General features: G+C 37.2%; 18 protein-coding genes and 1 riboswitch. Of the genes, 14 read left to right on the top strand and 4 right to left on the bottom strand.

Features of this window, described 5'->3' with window-relative positions; translation table 11 throughout:
• Positions 1 to 81: 81 nt before the first annotated feature.
• The 13 genes from IQ237_RS19885 to IQ237_RS19820 all read left to right on the top strand — a co-directional run bounded on the left by IQ237_RS19885 (position 82) and on the right by IQ237_RS19820 (position 18,622).
• Positions 82 to 885, top strand: a complete 804-nt coding sequence (locus IQ237_RS19885) for an ABC transporter ATP-binding protein (RefSeq protein ID WP_194058305.1) — start codon at positions 82 to 84, stop codon at positions 883 to 885.
• A gap of 34 nt (positions 886 to 919) precedes the next feature.
• The gene (locus tag IQ237_RS19880) at positions 920 to 1,933 is read left to right on the top strand and encodes a helix-turn-helix domain-containing protein (RefSeq protein ID WP_194058303.1); all 1,014 of its coding nucleotides are present in this window, start codon (positions 920 to 922) and stop codon (positions 1,931 to 1,933) included.
• A gap of 355 nt (positions 1,934 to 2,288) precedes the next feature.
• Positions 2,289 to 4,814 (top strand): TonB-dependent siderophore receptor, encoded by a 2,526-nt coding sequence (locus IQ237_RS19875; protein ID WP_228020500.1) that lies wholly within the window; start codon positions 2,289 to 2,291, stop codon positions 4,812 to 4,814.
• Between the two features lie 110 nt (positions 4,815 to 4,924).
• Positions 4,925 to 6,085 carry an AMIN domain-containing protein gene (locus IQ237_RS26390; RefSeq protein ID WP_228020498.1) on the top strand — a complete coding sequence of 387 codons (1,161 nt, stop codon included), beginning with the start codon at positions 4,925 to 4,927 and terminating at the stop codon, positions 6,083 to 6,085.
• Between the two features lie 229 nt (positions 6,086 to 6,314).
• On the top strand, positions 6,315 to 7,259 hold the full coding sequence (locus IQ237_RS19860; RefSeq protein WP_228020496.1) for an iron-siderophore ABC transporter substrate-binding protein: 945 nt from the start codon (positions 6,315 to 6,317) through the stop codon (positions 7,257 to 7,259).
• A 126-nt stretch (positions 7,260 to 7,385) separates the two neighbouring features.
• Positions 7,386 to 8,357, top strand: a complete 972-nt coding sequence (locus IQ237_RS19855; protein ID WP_194058300.1) for a sucrase ferredoxin — start codon at positions 7,386 to 7,388, stop codon at positions 8,355 to 8,357.
• A 150-nt stretch (positions 8,358 to 8,507) separates the two neighbouring features.
• Entirely contained in the window at positions 8,508 to 9,491 is a 984-nt protein-coding gene (locus IQ237_RS19850) for an ABC transporter substrate-binding protein (RefSeq protein WP_194058298.1), read from the top strand.
• A gap of 172 nt (positions 9,492 to 9,663) precedes the next feature.
• Complete coding sequence (locus IQ237_RS19845; protein WP_194058296.1) at positions 9,664 to 10,656, top strand: helix-turn-helix transcriptional regulator; 993 nt, start codon at positions 9,664 to 9,666, stop codon at positions 10,654 to 10,656.
• 213 nt (positions 10,657 to 10,869) lie between these two features.
• A complete protein-coding gene (locus tag IQ237_RS19840; RefSeq protein ID WP_194058294.1) occupies positions 10,870 to 13,494 on the top strand; it encodes a TonB-dependent receptor in 2,625 nt (874 codons plus the stop codon).
• 38 nt (positions 13,495 to 13,532) lie between these two features.
• Positions 13,533 to 14,534 carry an iron-siderophore ABC transporter substrate-binding protein gene (locus IQ237_RS19835; protein WP_194058292.1) on the top strand — a complete coding sequence of 334 codons (1,002 nt, stop codon included), beginning with the start codon at positions 13,533 to 13,535 and terminating at the stop codon, positions 14,532 to 14,534.
• A gap of 41 nt (positions 14,535 to 14,575) precedes the next feature.
• Positions 14,576 to 14,953 (top strand): DUF1636 domain-containing protein, encoded by a 378-nt coding sequence (locus IQ237_RS19830; protein ID WP_194058290.1) that lies wholly within the window; start codon positions 14,576 to 14,578, stop codon positions 14,951 to 14,953.
• The gene (locus IQ237_RS19825; RefSeq protein WP_194058288.1) at positions 14,950 to 16,704 is read left to right on the top strand and encodes an ABC transporter ATP-binding protein; all 1,755 of its coding nucleotides are present in this window, start codon (positions 14,950 to 14,952) and stop codon (positions 16,702 to 16,704) included. The genes IQ237_RS19830 and IQ237_RS19825 overlap by 4 nt, the downstream gene beginning before the upstream one ends.
• A 94-nt stretch (positions 16,705 to 16,798) precedes the next feature.
• Complete coding sequence (locus IQ237_RS19820; RefSeq protein ID WP_194058286.1) at positions 16,799 to 18,622, top strand: ABC transporter ATP-binding protein; 1,824 nt, start codon at positions 16,799 to 16,801, stop codon at positions 18,620 to 18,622.
• 137 nt (positions 18,623 to 18,759) lie between these two features.
• On the opposite strand, the gene IQ237_RS19815 is transcribed toward IQ237_RS19820, so the two are convergent.
• The 4 genes from IQ237_RS19815 to ilvB form a co-directional block, all read right to left on the bottom strand.
• Complete coding sequence (locus IQ237_RS19815; RefSeq protein WP_309225786.1) at positions 18,760 to 19,182, bottom strand: iron chelate uptake ABC transporter family permease subunit; 423 nt, start codon at positions 19,180 to 19,182, stop codon at positions 18,760 to 18,762.
• 231 nt (positions 19,183 to 19,413) lie between these two features.
• The gene (gene dacB, locus IQ237_RS19810; RefSeq protein ID WP_375539913.1) at positions 19,414 to 20,877 is read right to left on the bottom strand and encodes a D-alanyl-D-alanine carboxypeptidase/D-alanyl-D-alanine-endopeptidase; all 1,464 of its coding nucleotides are present in this window, start codon (positions 20,875 to 20,877) and stop codon (positions 19,414 to 19,416) included.
• 292 nt (positions 20,878 to 21,169) lie between these two features.
• Positions 21,170 to 21,637 (bottom strand): tellurite resistance TerB family protein, encoded by a 468-nt coding sequence (locus IQ237_RS19805; RefSeq protein ID WP_194058280.1) that lies wholly within the window; start codon positions 21,635 to 21,637, stop codon positions 21,170 to 21,172.
• Between the two features lie 220 nt (positions 21,638 to 21,857).
• The gene (gene ilvB, locus IQ237_RS19800; protein ID WP_194058278.1) at positions 21,858 to 23,750 is read right to left on the bottom strand and encodes a biosynthetic-type acetolactate synthase large subunit; all 1,893 of its coding nucleotides are present in this window, start codon (positions 23,748 to 23,750) and stop codon (positions 21,858 to 21,860) included.
• Between the two features lie 262 nt (positions 23,751 to 24,012).
• Positions 24,013 to 24,156, top strand: a riboswitch (cobalamin riboswitch).
• 247 nt (positions 24,157 to 24,403) lie between these two features.
• Here ilvB and IQ237_RS19795 point away from each other — a divergent pair.
• Positions 24,404 to 24,814 carry a DUF1636 family protein gene (locus IQ237_RS19795; protein ID WP_194058276.1) on the top strand — a complete coding sequence of 137 codons (411 nt, stop codon included), beginning with the start codon at positions 24,404 to 24,406 and terminating at the stop codon, positions 24,812 to 24,814.
• Positions 24,815 to 24,977: the final 163 nt, after the last annotated feature.

Genomic DNA, 24,977 nt, shown 5'->3' with positions numbered 1-24,977 from the left:
GGACTGGGGACTGGGGACTGGGGACTGGGTAATCAGTTTTATGTTTTCTCATCAACTATCAACTATCAACTATCAACTATTATGAAAGGTTTATCTACCAAAAGTTTATCTTTAGCTTACGATGGTGCGACGATTATCTGGGATCTCAATTTAGCAATTCCCGCCGGAAAAATTAGTGCTTTAGTTGGTGCTAATGGTTGTGGAAAATCTACTTTATTAAGAGGTTTAGCTCGATTGCTTAAACCCCGTGGTGGGGCTGTATATTTGGATGGAGAATCTATTTTTCAACTTTCCACAAAAGCAGTCGCACAGCAATTAGGAATTTTACCTCAAAGTCCAGTAGCACCAGAAGGTTTAACAGTCAGAGATTTAGTAGCACAAGGACGTTATCCTTATCAAAATTGGTTGCAACAATGGTCGGAAAAAGATGAAAAAATTGTTCACCAAGCTTTAGAAATTACGGATTTACTCAAGTTATCTGAACGGGCATTAGATACTTTATCTGGTGGACAAAGACAACGGGCTTGGATTGCTATGGCATTGGCTCAAGATACGGATATTTTACTATTAGATGAACCGACTACTTTTTTAGATTTAACACACCAAATAGAAGTTTTAGATTTGTTGTATGATTTAAACCAATTTCAGGACAGAACTATTGTTATGGTGTTGCATGATTTAAATCAAGCTTGTCGTTACGCTGATTATTTAGTAGCAGTTAAAGAAGGTAGGATTTTTACTGCTGGAGAACCACAAGCAGTCATGAATGAGGAAATGGTAAAAGAGGTGTTTGGTTTAGATTGTCGTGTTGTTGCTGACCCAGTTGTGGGAACACCAATGTGTGTACCTATAGGACGTAAGGGTAAAGTAAATATAGATTCATAGTTGATCAATTCAGGCAATAAATTACAGCTAAAAAATGTTAGAAATTTTGACGCAAGAACAATACTATGAAATTGAGGAAGAAAGTCTCAAGCCTTTAGAGATTGTAGATAATAGTAGTGCTTTCGACTGTGTAGATAAATGGGAAAGTCAATTGAAGCTTGCTTTTTATCGGCAGGTGCAACTACGCCCAGAATTATCTCTAGAAATTTTTGACAAGACTTATTATCGCCAAGTAAATTGTCTAAATACTCACAATGGACAATATACACTGACAGCAAAATTTTATCTAGCTGGAAATCATAGTGTGATTTGTCCTGGCATTTCAGGGGTGAAAGAAAATTATCAAGAAATAGCGGGGAATAACTATTTATTTTACTTACCAGATATTGAGGAAATAGAGCAGTATTTTCCAGGCGATCGCTATTATCTGATCAGAATAATTTTTGACCTCAATTTTTTTAGAAACTTTGCTACTGGATTTTCACCTGTACCCAAACAATTGCAACCATTACTAGAATGTGATCATGCACCTTGTTTTCATCTGTCGGTTGGTAAAATTACGCCTACTATGCAAACTGTATTATCACAGCTTTTAAATGCACCCTATCAAGGTATGGTGCAACGTATTTATCTAGAAAGCAAAGTTCTGGAACTTCTAGCTTTGCAATTAGCGCAAATACTGGAAACTGAGAAAAACAGCAAAAAAGTTATTAACCTTAAAGCAGCTGATATTGAAAGAATTCATCACGCTAGAGAAATTTTAATTAGTCAATATGATAATCCACCAACACTACTGGATTTAGCAAAAAAAGTAGGTGTTAATGACCATAAGTTAAAATTAGGTTTTCGGGAAGTATTTGGTACAACAGTTTTTGGCTACTTACATAACTACCGCATGGAAATGGCAAAAATGCTGTTACAAGAAGGTGAGCAAAATGTAGCTGAGGTAGCATCTTACGTTGGATATTCTAACCCTGGTCACTTTGCAGCCGCATTTAAGCGTAAATTTGGCATGAGTCCTAAAATTTGTCGCTTAGGCAGAAATTAGAGAGACAGAAGAGGAAAGGGAGCAGGAAGCAGGGAGCAAGGGGGAAATACATCTCCTAAAACACTCTGTACCCCTCCCCCTGTCACCTGTCACCTGTCCCCTCTCTCCCTCTTGGGATCAAAAATCTCCGTTTGTGAGTAGACTTAACCGACGGAATTTACGTAAACTCTTTCTCAAGCTATTTGCAAATTACTTTCAATATTTAGTTTTTACAGGTGAAAGGGTGAATGGTATGAAATCTCAGCAGCATAGGGAAATTATTTCAGCAAGTCTCGTATTTTCGTGCATATCATTGCTATTACAACCAGCTATTGCTAAAACAAATTTGCATTATTCTATCAGTAACACGCAGAGGATGGCGCAACAATCGGTAGTAAAGATTACGGGTGTTAAAGTCAACTCTACAGATAAGGGTGTTGAAGTTCTGTTAGAAAGTACCCAAACCGAAGCATTACAACCTGTAACTAAAACTGAAGCAAATAATTATATTGCAGATATTCCTAATGCGGTACTAGCACTACCAAATGGTAAAGATGTTAATATAGCTAATCCTGTAGCGGGGATTGTTTCTGTTAATGTTACTCAAGCTACTGCTAATACTATTCAGATAAAGATACAAGGAGAGTCAGGAGTTCCCACACTGGAATTATTTGATAGTGATGAGGGTTTAATTTTTAGCTTTACACCTGCTGTTTCAACAACACAAACACCTACACCATCAGAACAGTTAACCAGTGAACAAACGCCATCTGAAACAACGTCTGAAACACCATCTGAAACAACATCTGATAGTGACTCATCAATTGAACTGGTGGTGACAGCAACTCGTACTGAAGAAGATATACGAAATGTTCCTCGTTCTATAACTGTAATTACTCGTGAACAGATTGAACAGCAATCTAAATTAAGCACTAACTTAGCTGATATTCTAGCGAAAACTGTTCCTGGTTTTGGTTCACCCACTAATCGGACTAATACCTTTGGACAAAGTTTGCGGGGTCGCAATATTTCCGTTTTGATTGACGGTGTTCCTCAAAATGCTAACTTACAATCTATTCCTGCTCAATTGACAACCATTGACCCCAGTGCAATTGAAAGAATTGAAGTTGTTCGTGGTCCAAATGCAATTTATGGTGGTCAAGCTACGGGTGGTGTCGTCAATATTATTACTAAAAAACCTAGTGGTCAAAGATTAATTTCGACAACAAATATTGGTTTAGATACCTCTTTAACTCGTTCTGAAGATAGTTTTGGTTATAATCTTTCCCATCAAATTGCGGGTACAGAAGGCAAATTTGATTATACTGTGGGTTTTTCTCTGGTAACAACTGCGGGTTTTTATGATGCAGAAGGCGATCGCATTGCTAACTTTGCAGGTGATGAAGACAGCAGAAAAATCAATGCTTTAGCAAAAATAGGAGTAGAGTTAGCACCTGATCAACGTCTACAATTTACCTTTAATCACTTTGATCAAAAACAAGATACAGATTTTGTTTCTGATGAAGCAGTTGATGATATTCCTGGAATTCAAAAATCTCGCGCTTTGAGAAAATTAGATGGCTTAAATATAATTGGTGCTGAGGATGGTAGTTTTATCAAAAACACTTTATTCAGCTTAAATTACAATAACGATAATATTTTTGGTAGCAAGTTACAAGCTCAAGCTTACTATCGTAATTATGGTTTTGGTGGTGGATTTCCTGTTGATAATCGGGGTGCTAGGTTCGATGCAATCACCCAATCAGAAGGAGAATCTGAACAGTTAGGAGGAAGATTGCAAGTTGAAACTCCGTTTAATTTTCAAAAAACCGTGAGCTTACTTTGGGGTGTTGACTATCAAAATGAGCGTAGTTCTCAAAAATTTAATATTTTCGATGGTGATGAATTTGACGCATCAGGGGGTCGAATATTTCGCAAGATTGAAGAGCGGGTTTTTGTTCCCGAATACGATTTTAGGGAACTGGGTATATTTGGTCAATTGCAATGGGAAGTTAGCGAGAAACTGCAATTAAGTGGTGGTTTGCGTTATGTAAATATAGGTGTAAGTTTGGATGATTACAAAACAGCAGAATCTCCCTCTCGAAATATTCAAGGAGGCGATCGCAGTTTTGATTCTACAGTTTTTAATGCAGGAATTGTCTATAAATTTACACCAGAAATCAGTGTTTTTGGTAACTTTGCTCAAGGGTTTTCCGTTCCAGATTTGGGTCGTGTCTTCCGTCTACCCCCAAGAGGTGTAGTTAATATTTTCAACTCTCTACAACTAACAGAACCCCAGAAAGTAGATAACTATGAAATTGGTGTTCGTGGTCAATGGGATAAATTACAAGCGTCACTTTCTGGTTTCTACAACTATTCTGAATTAGGTTCGTCCGTTAGCTTTAACCGCGCTACTGATTTCCTAGAAACTACTCGCGCTCCTCAAAAAGTTTACGGTATAGAAGCTGCGGTTGATGTTCAACCTGCTGATAATTGGAAAGTGGGTGGTACAGCTACTTGGACAGAAGGTGAAAATGATGAAAACAATGATGGTAAGTTTTTAGCCCTGAATAGCATTACAGTTGCACCTTTGAAATTGACAGCTTATGTAGAAAACCAAACTCTCAAAGGTTGGAGAAATAGACTACAACTACTTTATTCTGGTAATCGCGATCGCGGTTTTCAAGATGGGGCTGATGATGGCAAAATTAGCAGCTACGTCACTGTAGACTATATCAGCAGTATCAAACTAGGTAAAGGGGAACTACAAATAGGTGTTCAAAACCTATTAAATAACCAATACTTCCCGGTTTACTCACAATACTTTGCGCCTTTCTTTGATAGTGGTAATTATGCTGGTCAAGGTAGAACATTAAGCGTTGGCTATCGAATTAATTGGTAAGACTTTAAATAAGTTCTTACCACTTTTTATGGGTGTGTATTTTGCTCACTCATAAAAAATCCTTGTTTCCGAGAAAATCAATGTTAGCTAATTAAATGAAGGGGGATTAAATGAAGGAAATATATTCGGTAGGATTGGGATTATTAGTAATTATCAATTTGGTACAACCAACGTATGCACAAGAAACAAACATAAAAGTAGCTAGTGTTAAAGAACCAGAAAATTACTCGACTAGTGCAACACAATTATTAGCACAAAGCAACAATACCAAAGTTACAGGTGTTCAAGTAAATACCACAGATAAAGGTATTGAAGTTATTTTAAAAAGTACCAATATCGAAGCACTTCAACCTGTAAATAAAAGCCAAGGTAACGATTTTATAGTAGAGATACCCAATGCAGTCTTATCACTGGATAAAGCTACAAATTTCAATAAAGCTAATCCAGCACCAGGTATTACTTCTATTAGCGTCATTCAAGCTAATGCTAATACCATCAAACTAACAGTTACAGGAGAAAAAGGTTTACCAACCGCAGAATTATTTGATGATAATGAAGGCTTAATTTTTGAACTTGTTCCAGTTGCATCTGCTACTAAGCCACAACAGCAAAGTCAAAAATTAGTTAAAATTGATCAAGTTCAATTTAACAATACTGATCAAGGATTAGAAATAATCTTAGCCACTCCAGAAGCCGACAAACTACAAATATCTTCCAAAACAGAGGGAAATAAATTTATTGTTGACATTCCCTCAGCCCAACTTAGTCTACCTAATGGCGATACAGTTAGTCAACAAAAACCTATTGCTGGAATTAGTGAAATAACACTTAATAACTTGGATGCCAAAACTATTAGAGTTATTATTACGGGAACAGAAAAACCACCCACAGTAGAACTATTTGATAGTGAAGAAGGTTTGATTTTTGAAGTTACTAAACAATCTCAAACACCAGCTACAATAACTCCTCAATCAGAAAATCAAACTCAACCAGAACAACCAACAGTTTCCGAAACACCAATAGAATTAAAAGGTTTAGGACTAGGATTAGGTTTGGTGTATGCTGGTGAACGTGAAGCATCTTTACCAAATCAAATCAAAATTCCTTCTTTTCTGAGAACAGATGCTAGTGTCTTTTATAAAAAGAACAATTGGCGGGCTGCTCTCAACTTTAAGAACCTTTTGGACACTAAATATTATGAATCTCAAGGGTCCTTCGTTGTTCCGGCTGCTCCTTTTACCGTGATGGGAAATATTACCTTTGAATTTTGATTTGTTTAGAGTTTGATTTGTGTAGAGTGGGTATTTCTATATTAAATTTTCTATCGCAGCAAATATAATATAATCAAAAATTCCCACCCTACACATCAGATTTAAGATCAATGAAGTCCAAATTTTAGGAACAAAGCTTTATGATAAGATACTTTCAAACCTTTTCCTTGTCCTGTTAAATATGAAAAAAGGGTGCTTTTACTATATCAAACTATGCTTTGTGATAATTATGTCAGTATTAATAATCACTGCTTGTCATAGTATTAAATATCAAGATTTAACTTTATCCAAACCAAGATTATCAAATACTGAATGTAAATTAGTAAAACATGAATTAGGCGAAACTTGTGTTTCTATAAATCCGCAACGTATTATTGTTACAGAACAAGTATCACTAGAAGCTTTAATTGCATTACGTTTAAAACCAATAGCTACAGTAGACACGGCTTTTGTAGCTAGTAAAACTAATTTTCTAAGAAGTCAGATGGATGGTATACATTATATAGGTAAAGAGAGTCAGTTTAATTTAGAAACAACTCTGAAACTACATCCAGATTTAATTATTGGTACGTATGGTATTAATGCAGAAAATTATAAATTATTTTCCCAAATAGCACCTACGGTTAAATTACAAAATGTCCATAATGAATGGAAAGAAACTTTAATGAGTCTGGCTGAAATAGTAAATAGAACTGCAACAGCCAAGACATTATTAATCGAATATCAACAACGCCTAGAAAAATTACGCACTGCTTTGAGTGAGAAAATCAATGAACTAGAGGTTTCTGTGAGTCGTTTTCACGGTAGTAATAAACTTCCTGAGTTTCGTTCTCAATATTCTTTTCCTGGCAGTATTTTGGCAGAAGTAGGAATTTCTATGCCAGTTAATCAGCGTCAATTAATTAAGACTCCTGATGATACTATAGTAAAACTCAGCTTAGAAAAGATTGACTTACTCGATGCTGATGTTTTATTTGTAGCTGTAGATCCAGGTGCTAAAGAATTATTTAAAAAATATCAAAATAGTCAGCTTTGGCAAACATTAAATGTAGTCAAAAATCAACAAGTTTATAGTGTTGATTCTAGTTACTGGATATTTGGTAGTATTTTGTCGGCTAATGCAATAATTGATGATTTATGGAAATATCTCAGTTTAGAAAAAGTCCATAATTAATACATCATCTGTAATCTATTTACAAAAGATACCTTAAACCTGTACCAAAACCAACATAAATCATATTTGATTATTGATAATAATTCTAATTAGCTGAAATTACCAACTCTCATTTTCTGGTTTATTATGAACAACATTTTCTGTGCAGAAGAATCTTGTCAAGCGAAAGAAGACCCCATTGGAACGGCATTGAATCGCCGATATTATGTTTTACTTGAAGTCCCACCACCGTGGACATCTGACCTCCTAGAGTCCAAAAATATTAGCAATAAATTACAGAGTTTAAATTCTGTTATTGATGAAGCTTCTTGTTATCTACGGTTGCTATTTATTTACAACGCCAATTATTACCAAATTGGGCAAACTCGTTTAATTATCTACTACCAGACAGAAGAAATATCTTCAGGGTATAGCAAAAAAGAATATGTCCTCTCAGATATTGATGATGCAATACCAATCATAGAAAAGTGTATCAACAATGAAACTCTAGAATCTGAAAATACCAATATTCAAACTAGAGATTTTTTAGTATGTACTCATGGTAATCATGATAAATGCTGCGCTAAATATGGCAATCCTTTTTATCGTCAAGCTTTAGCAACAGTAGAAGATTTATCATTATCTAATGTTCGGGTTTGGCAAAGTAGCCATTTTGGCGGACATCGTTTTGCACCAACTATGATTGATCTTCCAGAAGGGAGATATTACGCTAGGTTAAATCAAAAATCTTTCACTTCTATTTTGACAAAAACAGGGGACATTCAATGTTTAAAAAATGTCTATCGTGGTTGGGGAATTTTACCCTGGCAAGTGCAAATTTTAGAACGAGAGTTGATGCTAAAATATAATTGGGATTGGTTTAATTACCAAGTACAAGGTCATGTAATTGAGCATAACGAAGATGAAACTTTTAGTCAGGTAGAAATAACTTTTACCACACCTGATGGTAAAGTTAACACTTATAGATGTAATGTAATTGATGATCCTACTAAAAGTATTAGTTTCCGAGGAGAATGTGGGACTAATGAATTAGTTACTTATTCTCAGTATACAATTACAGAACTTGTGAATATGACAGCATCATTAATTGCAGTTTAATTAATTAAGTGGGTGGGTGTTAAAAATTGTCATTGGGGCAAGGGAACAGGGAACAGGGAACAGGGAACAGGGAAAAGGAAGAAAGTTTTGGGCAATTTTACTTTTCTTCACACATTTTTGTTATCTCATTTCCAACTACTTATCAGGAAAATGTCAATCAAAAATAATTTATTTTTCAGGGTATCTACTTTACTGAATTACATACTTGATAATCCTCAAATTAAGTTACTTTTATTCAGCATCATCACAGCTTTAATAGTCATCGGCTGTGGACTGAATACACCAAAAAATATTACTTCTAACTCTGTCAATGTCATTCCAGAAATGCGAGTATTTAAACACGCTCTGGGTGAAACAAAAATACCTTTACATCCACAGCGTGTAGTTGTATTAGGAGGCTTAGATAATGTTTTAGCTTTAGGCGTGAAACCAATAGCAGCTACTACATTAGGTGATTATAAATTTCAGGCTTATTTACAAGATTTAACCTCAGAAATTGAGAAAATTGGTACTAACGGTCAACCCAATTTAGAAAAGATTTTATATCTCAAACCTGACTTAATTCTAGGTTTTTCTTGGGATGCTGAATTATATGGACAACTATCTAAAATTGCTCCAACAGTATTAGTAGATCAAGATAGCAACTGGAAAGATTGGTTAAAGCAATATGCGGAAGCACTGGGAGAAACCGCCAAAGCTGAAAAATTATTGCAAGATTATAATCAAAAAATAGCAACTTTGCGGCAAAGAATGGGAGATAGTCTTAGCACAACAAAAGTATCTTTAGTCAATTTCTGGGCTAATTATACTCGTCTTTATATGCACCGTTCATTTGGTGGATCAATTATCAAAGAAATCGGTTTACCTCGTTCTCAATATGAAAATAAAGATAAAAATCACGAAAACATTTCTTTAGAATTAGTTCCTCGAATTGGTGGTGATGTTATTTTCTTAATTCTGGGAGGACATAATGAATCAAGGTTGAAACAATTCATCAATCATCCTCTATGGTCTCAGTTACAAGCTGTACAACAAAATCGGGTTTATCCTGTTACAGGTGATGTTTGGATTGCTGCATGGGGAATTATTGGCGCTAATCGTGTTTTAGATGACTTATTCAAATTTTTGCCATAATATTAAAGGGTACTTGTAGCAATTAGTTAAAAACTATATAGCGATTCCTATTTAAGCGAGGTACACCTAAGAAATAATTAACCGCAGATATAAGATAATGGACGCGGATAAACGCAGATAAATTTGTACCTTAATAGACTAGGAAACGCTATAATTAAACCCTAATCAGCTTATGACTCTTATTCTTTCTCAATCTGCTTACTGGGAACTTGTTTATGAAAGTGAGGAGAATCAACTCACATCTGATTCTGCTGATGAATTTGATGTAACTTATCAATATCCTGTGAAACTGGGCAACGGTTACAGTCGGTGTATTAAATTACGAACAGGATTAGATTTAGATATCGCTAACTATCAATTGCATGATGAGATAATTACACGATCATCTGAGAGAGAACATCTGATTGAGTATAGTTTCAACCTTTCAGGTGTGGAGGCTGGAAACTATGGATTTTTTGGTAGTGGTTTAGCACCAGGAGCAAGTTTAGAACATTCACCAATGTTACCGACTACTTGGGTGAGTGTTCATGTAGAACCTGAGTTATTTTGCGAGTGGTTTGGACAGAAGGGAGAACTACCGGCAAATTTGCAACCATTAATTCGGAAATCAGATCAAAAATATTATGAGCGTTACGGAAAGACTAATTCTGCAATGCAAATGGCACTACAACAACTGTTAAACTGTCCATATCAGGGAAACACAAAACGGGTGTATTTAGAAAGCAAAGTTTGGGAATTGATGGCGCTTGTGGTTGATCAATTTCTGGAAAGTCAAACAGAAAATCCAACAGTGGAGACGACTAGCAAGAGTTTAAATACAGAGGATATTGAGCGCATTCATTACGCTAGTGAAATTTTGTTAACACATTTAGATCAGCCACCTTCGTTGATGGAATTGGCGCGGATGGTGGGAATTAATGACAATAAGCTGAAAGTTGGATTTAAGCAGGTGTTTAATACAACAGTGTTTGGTTATCTGCATGATTGTCGCATGGAGCGATCGCGCCAAATGTTAGCAGCAGGTAAACTAAGCGTAACGGAAACAGCGAAAGCCGTAGGATTTGCCAATAGAGGCTATTTCGCCGCTTCCTTCCGCCGCAAATTTGGCGTAAATCCGGGAATTTATCTCAACGAAAAACGACAAAGATCAAAAAACTCCGTCTAGCGATGCCTACGGCCAGCAAGGCTAACGCAAAAACTCCGTCTAGCGATCGCAAAAACTCCGGCTAGTGATCATAGTATTCACCCATACCTCCTAACTTTCCTGTAATCTTGTTGCTAGTAATTATTAATTAAATAGATGAATCTAGGTTGGTACTGAGATTTATTATCATAGTTGCCAGTCTTCCAGTTCCTTACTTCTGTGGTGTGTAGAGTGATGTTAAATCAAGTGCAAAAACTAGCTTGGATGACAGGTTTGGCTTTGGTGTGCGTAAATTTACCTGTGTTAGCTGAAGAAACCCAAAAACCAATCTCTAAAATTTCTCAATTAAATGAGATCAAAAAACCCGCTACCAATATTAAACAATGGCTGGCTCAATCCCTCATTCAAATTACAGGTGTCAAATCCCAAACAACGGATACAGGGATAGAGGTAATTTTAGAAACCAATCAATCAGATAAACTGCAACTCACAAATAAAAGTGAGGGTAATAGCTTTATTGTTGATATTTCCAATTCCCAACTACGTCTATCTAGCGGCAATACATTCCGTCAAGAAAAACCGACTGCGGGAATTAGTGAAGTTACAGTTACCAATCTAAATACAAATACTATTCGGATCACGGTAACGGGTGAAACAGGTGCGCCAAAAGTTGAGTTATTTGATGATGATGCGGGTTTGGTTTTTGGGGTTGTACCAAGTGTGACAAATACTCCAACACCACAAACACAACCAACTCCATTACAACCAGAAACCCAAACCACACCAACCCCCCAGTCAGAAAATCAAACTCAACCAGAAGAACCAACAGCACAGAATGAAGTACCTATTGAACTTTTAGTAACAGGTGAGCAAAATAGATATCGTGTACCCAATGCTTCCACTGGAACTAGAACTGATACTTTGATCAGAGATATTCCTCAGACTATTCAAGTAGTTCCTGAACAAGTGATTAAAGATCAAAGAGTTACTCGTTTAAGAGATGCGCTGCTGAATATTGGTGGTGTGGTTCAAGATGGTGGGTTTGGTGGTACATCAGACCAAATTGGCATTCGGGGATTTTTTGCTGGTGGTACTTTGGGTGGAAGTATTTTAACTGATGGTTTCAAAGATGGACGACGTGGTATTAGAGAAACCGCCACCGTTGAACGGATAGAAGTTCTCAAAGGTCCAGCTTCTGTTTTATATGGTGGTGTTGAACCAGGGGGAGTAATTAATTTAATTACAAAGCAGCCTCTGAGAGAGCCATTTTTTAATGCTGAATTGTCAGTGGGTAGTTTCTCCACATTCCGCCCTAGTATTGATATCTCTGGTCCACTAAATTCTGACAAAACTCTGCTATATAGGCTCAATTCTGTTTACGAAACTTCCGAGGGTTTCCGTGATTTTAATCAAGATGTTCAAAGATTCTTTATTTCACCCACTTTAAAATGGGAAATTGGCAAAGCAACTAACTTAACGGTTCAATTTGACTATCTCAACGATGAGCGTCCGTTTGATCGGGGATTTTTAGCTTTTGGTGAGGGTATTCTGGATATACCTTTAGAACGAATATTGGGCGAACCAGATGATGTTAGCAAAATTGAAGAAATAGGTTTGAGCTATCGTTTAGAGCATAACTTTAACGATAATTGGAAAGTCCGTAATGCTTTCCGATATCAAAGTTCAGATACTTCTGATTATCGTGCTGAACCTGTGAGATTAAATGAAACAACAGGCATTCTCACACGGAACTTTAGATCCAATGATGATTATCAAGAAAATTATACTTTACAAACTGATGTAGTTGGTAAGTTTGCTACAGGCTCGATTAATCATACTCTTTTGTTTGGTGTTGACTTAGCTAGATCCACATCAGGAGGAACTCAAAGCCGAGCGCCAGGAGGAATTACACCAAGTATTGATGTATTCAATCCAGTTTACAACGCCGCACCTAGACCTGGCTTAGACGCATTAACTAACGTTGTGCGTAATAACCAGAATAGCAGCGATGGTTTAGGAATTTTCTTGCAAAACCAAATAGCGTTTGCAGATAATTTAAAATTGCTTGTTGGTGGACGGTTTGATACTGTCGATCAAAATAGTAAAGATTTACGGAATGGTTCTGAATCTGGTCGCTATGATTCCGCTTTCACTCCCAGATTGGGTATTGTTTATCAACCTATTGAACCTATTTCTCTTTATGCTAGTTACAGCCAATCATTTCAACCAAATTTTGGTACAAGAGCAGATGGTTCAATTCTAGAAGCTGAACGGGGAACTCAATACGAAGTAGGAGTAAAAGGTGAATTTTTGGATGGTAAATTAGCAGCTACTTTGGCAGCTTATCACATTAAAAAATCAAACATTGCCACAACTGATCTTGCTAATTCAGACTTTTTAAATTCTATAGGTGAACAACGCAACCAAGGTATTGAACTCAATGTGGCTGGAGAAATTAGTCCTGGTTGGAATGTGATCGCATCTTATTCCCATATTGATGCCGAGATTACCAAAGATAATGACGGTTTGCAGGGAAATAGTCCAGCTAATGTCCCATTTAATACAGCCAGTTTGTGGACAACTTATGAATTGCAACGTGGTAATTTGCAAGGGTTAGGTTTAGGGTTAGGTTTGTTTTATGTCGGCGATCGCCAAGGTGACTCTAGTAATACATATATCATCCCTGGTTATCTCAGAACAGACGCAGCAATTTACTATAAACGTGATAATTGGCGGGCGGGGATTAATATCCAAAATCTCTTTAACGAAAAACATTATCTAGGAGCAAATTTCGGTAGAGTTGCCATAGAACCGGGCGCACCATTAACAGTGATTGGTAGTTTTTCTGTGACATTTTAATTTTAACGAAAATCAGGCTTTAAGTATGAGATTCCATCATGAATGACAGTTATATCAAAATCAAAAATTTGACTCGCTGGTGGCGATTTGGGATTGTACTATTTTGTAGTCTAATCCTATCTGTAGCTTGTCATCGTGGTGGTTCTCTACCTGTTAATTATCAAAGTACCAACGCTGCTTGTCGTCAGGTGGAACACATTGCGGGAATTACCTGTGTTCCCGAAAAGTTTGAGCGACTGGTGACTTTAGATGATCCTGAAAATGCGATCGCACTAGGAATTAAACCCCTTGGTGCTGTACTCTCGGATATTTCATCATCTTGGCAAGATAAGCTCACAGGAGTAAAAAACATCGGGAAAATTGGTGAACCTAGTTTAGAAAGTATTCTCGCACTCAAACCAGATTTAATTGTAGGTTCTGAATATCACAAAAATATTTATCCTATTACTTCCAAAATTGCTCCCACAGTTTTGTTGAAATTTCGACATAGTGGTACATGGAAAGAGGTATTTACAAATGTTAGTGTAGCATTAGGAAAGAAAGAAGTCGGTCAACAAGTAATGGCAGATTATTACCGTCGTCTTGCAGAATTTAAGCATAAAATGGGTAATAAGTTATCAAAAATCAAAGTTTCTGTAGTGCGAGTCTATCCTAGTAACATTAACCTTTATTTCCTTGATTCTTTCTGTGGAATAGTTTTACAAGATGCCGGTTTATCTCGTCCAGAATCACAAAATTATACTGCATCAGAGGCAAAAAAATTATTTGGTAATCCCATTCAAGTTCCCATCGGTAATGAATTAGTTGAAAAAGCAGACGGTGATGTGATATTTATTTGGACTTATGAAAATAACGTCAAAGGCAATCAAACAGCACAATATAAATTGGAGCAACTTAAAGCAAGTCCACTGTGGAGAAATTTAAAAGCTGTAAAAGAAAATAAAGTTTATGTAGTTCCAAGTTACTGGATAGGGAGTGGTATGTTAGCTGCAAATGCAATTATTGATGATTTATTTAAATATTTAGTTGACACACATTGAATAGTCAGTAAGCCAACAATAATCTTTATAAATTACCAATTATGAAACTTCATACCTTATTTGTTTGTAAATCGTGCAGTGCTGTTCTTGACCATGAAGAAGCAGACGAACGCGCCGAAGGAAATCAACTATTAATGAAGATTTTGGAAGCTCAAAAAAACAATCCCATTTACAACAATATTAATATTCAACCGGTGGGGTGTTTGTGGACTTGCGTTAAAAAATATTCTTGTGCTGTCAGCTTTGTTTGTCCGCAAAAATATACATACCATTTTGTTGATTTACCACAGGAAAGCATCACTGACTTGTTACAATTTAGTCAAATGTATCAAGAGAGTAAAGACGGATATGTTTTACCTCCTAAATTACCTGGAAAACTCCGTTCTCATCTCTTAGTACGCATCCCTCCTACACCATGAAAATCGGACTACGGCAATACTGGAATTTACTTGTAGATTATCTCAAACCCCAAAAAGGAAGGGTTTTCAAATTTGCGATCGCACTCTTAGCCAGCATCGGATTACAATTAGTCAACCCCCAAATTCTGCGTTACTTCATTGATACAGCCGTAGCTGGTGGTTCAGGGCAGAACTTACTCATATCCGCCCTACTATTTATTGGCGTAGCTTTAGTTACTCAACTAATCACAATTGCGGCTACTTACTACGGTGAAAACGTCGCCTGGAAAGCCACCAACGCCTTACGCGCTGACTTAGTTGAACATTGTTTGCAACTAGATTTATCCTTTCATAAATTCTCCACACCAGGCGAATTATTGGAAAGGGTAGATGGTGATGTTCACACACTTTCACAATTTTTCTCCAAATTCACCATTTACATCTTAGGTAATTTATTATTAATGTCCGGTGTGATTGTAGTGCTATTTGCCGAAGATTGGCGTGCTGGGATTGCGATCGCCTTTTTTAGCCTCACAGCATTAGGAACTTTAATCCGTCTGCGTTCCATAGCCGTTCCCTATTGGAGAACTTATCGCCAAATTAGTGCTGATTTCTTTGGTTTTGTGGGTGAACAACTGTCCGGCATGGAAGACATACGCGCCAATGGAGCTAAAAGCTATGTCATGCAACGCTTCCACAAAATTTTGCAAGGCTGGCTACCCATCTATCACAAAGCCCGTTTTGCCAGTACAATTCTTTGGGGTACAACCAACGGTATTTTTACATTAGGAACTGCGATCGCCTTAACCGTCGGTGCTTACCTTTGGAATCAAAATATTATTACTATCGGCACAGTATATATACTGTACTACTATACCAACTTACTCAGCGAACCCATCGAGCAAATTCGCAACCAATTTGAGGAACTCCAACAAGCAGAAGCCAGTATTTACCGCATTCAAGACTTACTACAAGTTAAATCCCAACTCAGTCCAGGAGGAGAACAACGACTTCCTCAAGGCGCACTTTCCGTAACCTTTGATCACCTTTGGTTTAGCTACAATGACCGAAAAGCAGGAGAAGGGGATTTGGTACTGCAAGATATATCCTTTAATTTACCTGCTGGACAAGTATTAGGTTTATTAGGGCGGACAGGTAGCGGTAAATCTTCCCTAGCACGGTTATTACTGAGATTATATGACCCCAAATCAGGCTCAATTCACTTAGGTGGAGTACCAATTAACCAGACCTACTCAACAGATTTACCTCAAAAAATCGGCTTAGTCACCCAGGACGTACAACTTTTTCAAACCACAGTACGGAACAATCTCACATTTTTTAACCAGGAAATTAGCGACGAACGCATCTATGAAACCTTAGAAATATTAGGACTATCACAATGGTTACATTCATTACCCCAAGGCTTAGATACAAACTTGGGTCCAGATAGTAGCGGCTTATCGGCAGGACAAGCGCAGTTACTCGCCTTTACTCGCGTATTTCTCAAAGATCCAGGTTTAGTCATATTAGATGAAGCCTCCTCACGCCTTGACCCCATTACCGAAAAACTGATAGAAACAGCCGTTGATAAATTACTAACTGGACGTACAGGCATAATTATTGCCCATCGTTTAGCCACCCTACAAAAAGCAAATCAAATCTTAATTTTAGAACAAGGTCGAATTAGTGAATATGGTCAACGCGAAGAATTAATTAAAAATCCTCACTCACGTTTTACCCAATTATTAAAAACTGGTTTAACTGATTTATAGCCTTTCCTACTCTACAGAAACACAAAATTATCTGCGTTTATCTGCGTCCATCATCTTCCATCTGCGGTTAACTCTTTCTTGACTAGTAATTATCATGGTGACAACAAAAAAGCGCAAACATTGGGAATTAATATGGCAACTGATTTGCTACAAACCAAAACTATATCTCCTTGATAGCATCTACTGGATTTTAATCATGGGTTTGCCAGCCATACCTGGATTAATTATCAGAGAATTTTTCAATAGTTTAACAAACAAAGAACAAATAGGATTATCACCTCTAGCCTTAATTGCATTATTACTAGCCCTAAACTTAGGACATATTGCCGTTATATTCGCAGGGCGAGTTACTAAAAGCCAACACCGTTTTATCATGCGGTCATTGCTAAGACATAATTTATTAGATCGCCTGTTTAAAAATCCCACTTCACAGCCAACAGTTGTGAATCAAAATTCAGAAACGACGGTATCTCAAGGTGAAATAATTAGCTATTTTCGTGATGATGCCGAACAAATAGAAGACAATGTAGCATGGATATCAGAACTTTCAGGAGAAGGAATATTTGGTATTTTTTGTTTAGTGACTTTATTAACTATCAACGTACAAATGACGTTGTTTGTATTTCTGCCATTAGTAGGAATGATAGCCATTATTCAACAAGCAGAAACTCGGATTAAAAAGTATAGAAAAGCCAGCCGACAAGCCACCGAAAAGGTAACAGGAATTTTAGGCGAAATATTTGCTTCAGTGCAAGCAATTAAAGTATCTGGGGCAGAAAAAAATGTATTGGATTATTTTCGCACTTTAAATGACCAACGCCGCCAAACCATGATCAAGGATAGTCTGTTTAACGCTATTCTCAAATCTTCTTTTCAAAATATGGTGAATTTGGGAACAGGAATAATTTTGCTCCTCGCTTCTCAATTAATGCAGAGTGGGGTTAATCAGTTAACAGTAGGTGACTTTGCTTTATTTGTTTATAATCTCTCATTTGTAACTGGCTTTTTTACGTCTGTTGGTGGTTTTATGGCGTTATCTAAACACACAGAAGTGTCTTTTGAAAGAATGACAGATTTACTATCTGGTGCATCGGCTGATACATTGGTAGCACCCAATCAACTTTATCTAAATGAATTGAATGGTCTTCAAAAAGATTTACCAAAAATAGAACAACCTTTGCGGAATGAAAAAGATCATCTTCAATCTTTGAAAGTTTCTCATCTCACTTATATTTATCCTGGTACAAACCAAGGAATTACAGATATTAGCTTTGAAATTCAGCGTGGTAGTTTGACTGTAATTACTGGTCAGATTGGTTCTGGAAAAACTACATTACTGCGGCTATTATTAGGATTATTACCTAAGCAAAGCGGGGAAATTTATTGGAATGGAAATATTGTGGAAAACCCCGCTACTTTCTTTATTCCTCCACGCAGTGCTTATACTCCTCAAATTCCCCAACTTTTTAGTTATACTCTGCGGGAAAATATTTTATTAGGATTATCTAAAGATGATTCTGATATCGCCACAGCTTTAAACATGGCTGTATTTGAGCAAGATTTAGCAACTATGAATGAAAGTTTAGAAACATTAGTTGGTTCTAAAGGTGTACGGCTTTCTGGTGGACAAATGCAACGGATAGCAGCAGCACGGATGTTTATCCGTCAACCGGAATTAATGGTATTTGATGACCTTTCTAGTGCGTTGGATGTGGAAACAGAATTAACATTATGGTCACGGATATTTACTAATAGAACAGAAGAAAATCTTTGGACACCAACTTGTTTAGTTGTGTCTCATCGTCCTTCTGTATTGCGTCGCGCTGACCAGATTATTCTAATGAAAGCAGGGAGAGTACAAACACAAGGAAAGTTTGAAAAGATTTTCGCATACGAAGAAACTGATTGGATTTTTTAGCTTTCAACTTGCAACTTATGAAGGATATTTTTTATCAATTGATACTTGATAATTAGGTAGGCATTGAAAACATTAGTTTTAATTGATAAAACCATGATAAAAAATGTCTAAATTACAAATATCACATCAATTATCGGTTAGTTTTTACCTTGGTAATCACGGTATAACAACCATAAAAAATAAGGAGTACCAATTAAAGCAGTAACTAATCCCGCAGGAATTTCTTTTGGTGCTAAAACTACTCTTCCCAGCGTGTCAGCAATTGTAACTAAAGTTGCACCGATTAACGCAGTTATTAATAATAATTGCCGATGACGATAACCGATGATTAATCTAGTAATGTGGGGAGCAACTAAACCAACAAAACTAATAGTACCAACAGTTGCCACGCTTGCAGCAGTTAAAGAAACAGAAATAAAAATAATAAATATTCTTGCTTTTTGGATTCTCATTCCCAATAACTTTGGTAAGTCTTCTCCCAGAGATAAAATATCCACTTTCCTAGCAATTAACCAAGCAATGGGTAACAAAATTATGGGGAAAATTACTAATTTACCCACTGGGAGCATCCCAAATGTGTAAGTTTATTTTTTGGTGGAGTTCAAGACTTGAAATGAACGAACCACGAAGGAGCGAAGAACACGAAGGTAAGAAGGAAGAAGAGAGTTTTTGGTGTTGCTACGGTTATTTTTGCAAAATTGGGATGCTCCCACAAATTTAGATCACAAAACCTTACACCAAAAGGATTTTTAAGCTGATAGCTGACCGCTGATAGCTGCTGTATTTAGCTTTTAACACCGTCGTAACTGCGTTAATAAAACTACTATTTCATCCATTGCTTTTCTAACAACGCTTGCAGGTTGTTCAGATTGATTTACCATAATACTAAAAACCAAAGTTTCATAATTAGGAACATTAACATATCCAGATAAGGAAACTACACCCATCATAGTACCTGTTTTTGCTTGTACAAGTCCCTGAGCAGATGTATTAAGAAAACGATTTTTTAAAGTACCACTAACACCAGCAACAGGTAAGGAAGCACGAAATACTTCTGCTTGAGAAGATTTTCCCATCACTTGCAAAAGTTGTACCAAAGCTTCTGGACTAATTAAATTTTTGCGAGATAACCCAGAACCATCTACAATCTTATAGCTATTCGGTTCAATTCCTAATTCAGTTAAGGTATTTTTTAAAGCTTGCAATCCTAAATCAGCAGTAGTTTTATTTTTTGCTAATTGCTGTTGATCAGCTAAACTTCTGAGTAAAGATTCAGTATACAAATTATTACTATTAACATTTGTTTCTACTAATAATTCAGATAAAGGCGGAGATTCAATAGTGGCTATTTCTTGTTCATTATTACCACCATTATTAACAGATGTCTGTTTAACTTTTATTCCTGCTTTTGTTAAAATTAAACGGAAATTTTGTACAAAATTCTGAGCAGGATCAAATACCGCTATAGCTGTAATATCTGGTTTTGAGTTGACAGGTAATTGTCCTTTGATTCTTAAAATTTGACCTTTTAAATCTCGGTAAACTTCCACAGAACCCGGTTGATTTTCTGGGGTTGTTATGGAATCATTTTCAATCTGCCAATTATAAGCATCCAGAGGATTTGACCATTGAATTTTTAAAGGTTCTCCAATTTTTTGAGGCAAAAAAGTTATAACAGAAGCATTTTCATTGACAATTAAACTATTGACAGGTGCGCCATAATAAAATTGTACATCTTCCCATTGCCAACTAGGGTTAACTACCTCACCTTGAAAATAACTATCATCAGCAATTAATTGATTAATTTCCCGAATACCTTTTTGATATAACTGCTGGGCTAATATTGTTAATTGCTCGTTTTTTAAACTTGGATCTCCTCTACCCACAACCCGCAAAATACCTTCACCGTCTTGATAAACAGAAGTACGAATGCGAAAATTTGCCCCTAGTTTTTGCAATGCGGCTGCTGTTGTAAAAAGTTTAGTATTAGAAGCAGGAATAAAATATTTTTCTGCATCTCGACTGTAAATAGTTTGTGGAGATGATAGGGGTTTTACCAAAATTCCCCAACGCATTCTCTTAAATATAGGACGATTAATTACAGCATCTATAGATGATTCTATTTGAGCAGGACAAGTGGATTTTTGGGTGGTTGTTTGTGGGGTTGGGGTTTGTGCTTGGGCTATTTGTTGGTTAACATTAATTTGAACACTGATAAATAGCAACATTAAGCTAATAGATATTTTTTTGTGAATCATTTGATTTTGGCTAAATGTAATCCTAATGTTGTAACTTACAGCAGATTGCAGATCAATGAGGCACAGAATCTAAATTGAAACCTATACACAAAGCCTGTTTTACTCCTGACTCCTGACTCCTGAATTCTGCTGTATTTTGCGTAGCTGAATTACTACTTAAAAAGCCCATGATCGCCTAAAATTTGCTACTCATGAGCTAAATTAACTTATTTATGTGAAAATTGCAAACTAAAGAGCTAAATGCCCTAATTCTTGGAAAAGTGGGGAATATTCAAAAAACAAACCCTAATTATTCTTCTTCCTCCTCTTCTTCTTCATATTCCTCGAAAATTTCGTCTATTAGTTCTTCTGCTCGCTCATCGGAAATTTTTAATGCTTCCTGAAGTTCAAAGAGATAATCTTCTTCTGATTCGGGTATGTCTTCTTCCATTCCCAGGATCAAAATAGCTGTGATATAGGCAGTTTCACGATAACTCTTTTTTGTTAAGGATGCGATCGCACTAGGAATTAAATTCTCTACTTTTTCTTCCTCTATCAAGGTGTTGACTTTTGCTGTTAACTTATCAAAGTCTTCCTCAGAGTAACTTGCAAACAGTTCAATACCTTCTAACATTTCTGGTAAGGGGTATTCTTCGGGGGTAATAATACCTTCATCCTCACCAGAAGCGGAAAAAAGTCCGATAATGGCGATCGCCACTTCTGGTTCTAGTTTAACTGAAGTTTTGATTTTGCTTTTAACCAACTCACTTTTAGACATGATTATCCTTTTGACAGACTATTATTTAGATTCCCAAATCATTGCATAAAATCACAGAGACTGTTACTTTTTTTCATACGTTTGCACACAGAAGTTATGTTTTTAACATAAAAAAGATTTTAGCTAAACTCAAACCCTCAATACCCAATCTAGAAGGTGATTTTCACACAATATCCCCGACTTCTTACAGAAATCAGGGATCTGATTCTGGTGTTTTTACTTACAACTTATTCCCGCACTCAGCACAGAAATTATGACTGGGTGGGTTTTTTGTACCACAATGGTTGCAGTAAACTGGCTCAACTGCTCCTGTAGGTGCTGGTTTAGGTAAACCAAACATCTGGGCGTTACTCTTACCAGGCGCTACCATTGGATAACAGTTTTCATCTTTGGTAACACGCACATCTACCACTACCGGTCCATTGTGTGCCAGCATTTCGGCGATTTTATCCGCTAACTCTTCTCTGGTATTAATCACCATGCCTTTAATACCATAAGCCTGTGCCAAAAGTTCAATATCCGGCATCCCTACTTCCATGTTGGAGCAGGAATAACGCTCACCGTAAAAGGCTTGTTGCCACTGGCGCACCATTCCCTGCCAACCGTTATTTAAAATAACAGTCTTGACATTTATACCATATTGTGCTAATGTCCCCAATTCCTGTAAACACATTTGGAAACTGGCATCACCGCTAATACAAATTACCTCTTCATCAGGAAAAGCTACCTTTGCACCCATCGCCGCAGGTACACCAAAACCCATTGTTCCTAAACCTGCGCTAGAGATCCAGCGTCTTGGTCCATTCTTCAAAAATTGGGCAGCCCACATTTGATGCTGTCCCACATCAGTGGTATAAAATGCGTTGGGTGCTTGGCGACCAACTTCCACAATTACCTCTTGGGGAGAAATGCTATCAGCATGATGAGGCACAACCAAAGGATAATCCTGTTTCCAACGGTGAATTAAATTCAACCATTCTTGATTTTGGTTAGGTGTTGCTTTGCCGTTTGTGTCTTGACATCGCCGTAATAAGTCTTTTAAAACGTTTTTAACATCGCCAACAATAGGCACATCAGGAACACGGTTTTTACCTACTTCTGCTGGGTCAATATCAATGTGAATAACTTTAGCATGGGAGGCAAATTCATCTAATTTACCTGTTACCCGGTCATCAAATCTTGCACCAACACAAATCAGTAAATCACAATCTGTCACCGCAAAATTAGCGTAAGCAGTTCCGTGCATTCCCAACATTCCCACAGATAGGGGATGATGTTCATCAAATGCACCGATACCCATTAAGGTTGTGGTGACAGGGATATTAAATAATTCTGCTAATTGTTGAACTTCTTCGTGAGCATTAGCCGCGATCGCACCTCCACCCACATACAATAAAGGACGACGACTTTCACGAATTAACTGGATAGCTGCGTTAATTTGTCTAGGGTTGCCTTTAACAGTGGGACGATATCCTGGTAACTTAACTGAACCTGGTTCTACAGGTACATAATCAAATACTTCTAAAGCCACATCTTTAGGAACATCTATCAACACAGGTCCAGGTCTACCCGTACTGGCAATGTGGAACGCTTCCGCTACAATTCGCGCCATGTCTTTGGGATCACGCACTACATAAGAATGCTTAACAATGGGTAGAGTAATACCGTAAATATCTGTCTCTTGGAAAGCATCAGTACCAATTGCAGCCCGTGGTACTTGTCCAGTCACAATAATCATGGGAATAGAATCCATGTAAGCAGTCGCAATACCTGTTACCAGGTTAGTTGCTCCTGGACCAGAAGTACCAAAACATACTCCTACCTTGCCAGTTGCACGGGCATAACCATCCGCAGCATGGGACGCGCCTTGTTCATGTCTGACAAGAATGTGTTTAATTGTACCAGTTTCCTCTACTTTGTAAAGGTCATCATAAATCGGTAGAATTGCCCCACCAGGATAACCAAAGATATACTCAACACCATGACGCAGCAGACTATCTAACAGAGCGAAACCGCCTGTTTCCCGTTTTGGAGTTACAGGGGTAGATTTAGAAATAGCGGACTGCTTCTGATTTTCTGATTGTGGGAGACTGATTTGAGAAGGCGATGGCACGGTTAACCTCAAAATATAACTAAAAGTTAAGCCTTAGATTTTGTATTTAGAATTTCAGGGTAATCCAATTCTACACCCAAAATAAAAACCACTTTTAATTGAGTGGCTTTTTTAAATTATCAATACATTATTACTAATTTATCAAACACCTAATTTGGATTTGCTTTAGAAAAGCGGGGAAGTCAGAGTATCTGGTTATTGGTATTTGTGATGCCAGATTACTTTACAATTTGTAAACATCTGAAAATCTGCATCACTACTATGGTACAGTCCACCTAGCGGTTCTGGTGGGAAACAGCCATCAGAGGTAACGGGGAAAGCCTGGTGTGAATCCAGCACTGTCCCGCAGCTGTAATGAAGTTAACACTTCAAAGTCAGAATGCCCGCCGCAATGACAACATACTCCCATCTGCGAGGTACAGATGAATAACACAATTAACACTTTCTTCATCAAACAGTATCACTGTCTCATAGACTCATATATAGGCGATACCATAGAAATTTCTATGAGATTGTAGAATTTTCCCTACACATATCAATAGCTACTGAGAAGGTTATAGATACAAACCTTCACTTTGCATATTTACATGATTTCCTGTCCTAGATGGACGCGAGGCTAATTCGTCATTTCAATCTGCAACAACTGAAAATTAATGCAAAAACAACAACATACTTTATTTGTCTGTACAACCTGCGCCAGTGTGTGGAAAGAAGGTAAAAAGATAGGTGAAAGTGGCGGACAGCAGCTATTACACAAACTTCAACAACTTGCACAAACTTGGGAACTGCACTCTAAATTCTCCATTCAAGGAGTCCAATGTATGAGTGCTTGCAACCATGCTTGCGTTATCGCTTTCCAAGGAGAAGAGAAATTTACCTATCTTTTCGGTAACTTAGCAGTTGATGATAGTGCATCTGCCATCCTGCAATGTGCCACCCAATACTACACTAACCCCACGGGTTTACTACCTTGGTCAGAACGCCCAGAACCCTTAAAAACAGGCATCTTAGCCAAAATACCACCCCTCAGTAAATGGGCAAAACTCACCGAAAATTGCTGTTAATTAAAGTTCGTAGTGAGGACTTTAGTCCTCAAGTTGAGGGGGCGAACGGCCGCCCCTCCTGACTACAAACCCAGAAACTAGCTTGTAAAATGTACCCTAAATGTGATAATAATAATCATTATCAAAATTTACCAGCTAAAAACTTTTGTGCAGACCACCAGTA

This window comes from Sphaerospermopsis sp. LEGE 08334, from assembly GCF_015207205.1.
In the GTDB taxonomy this organism is placed as follows: domain Bacteria; phylum Cyanobacteriota; class Cyanobacteriia; order Cyanobacteriales; family Nostocaceae; genus Sphaerospermopsis.
The sequence above is the reverse complement of the archived record's forward strand: the minus strand, read 5'-3'. Positions and strand labels throughout refer to the sequence as shown.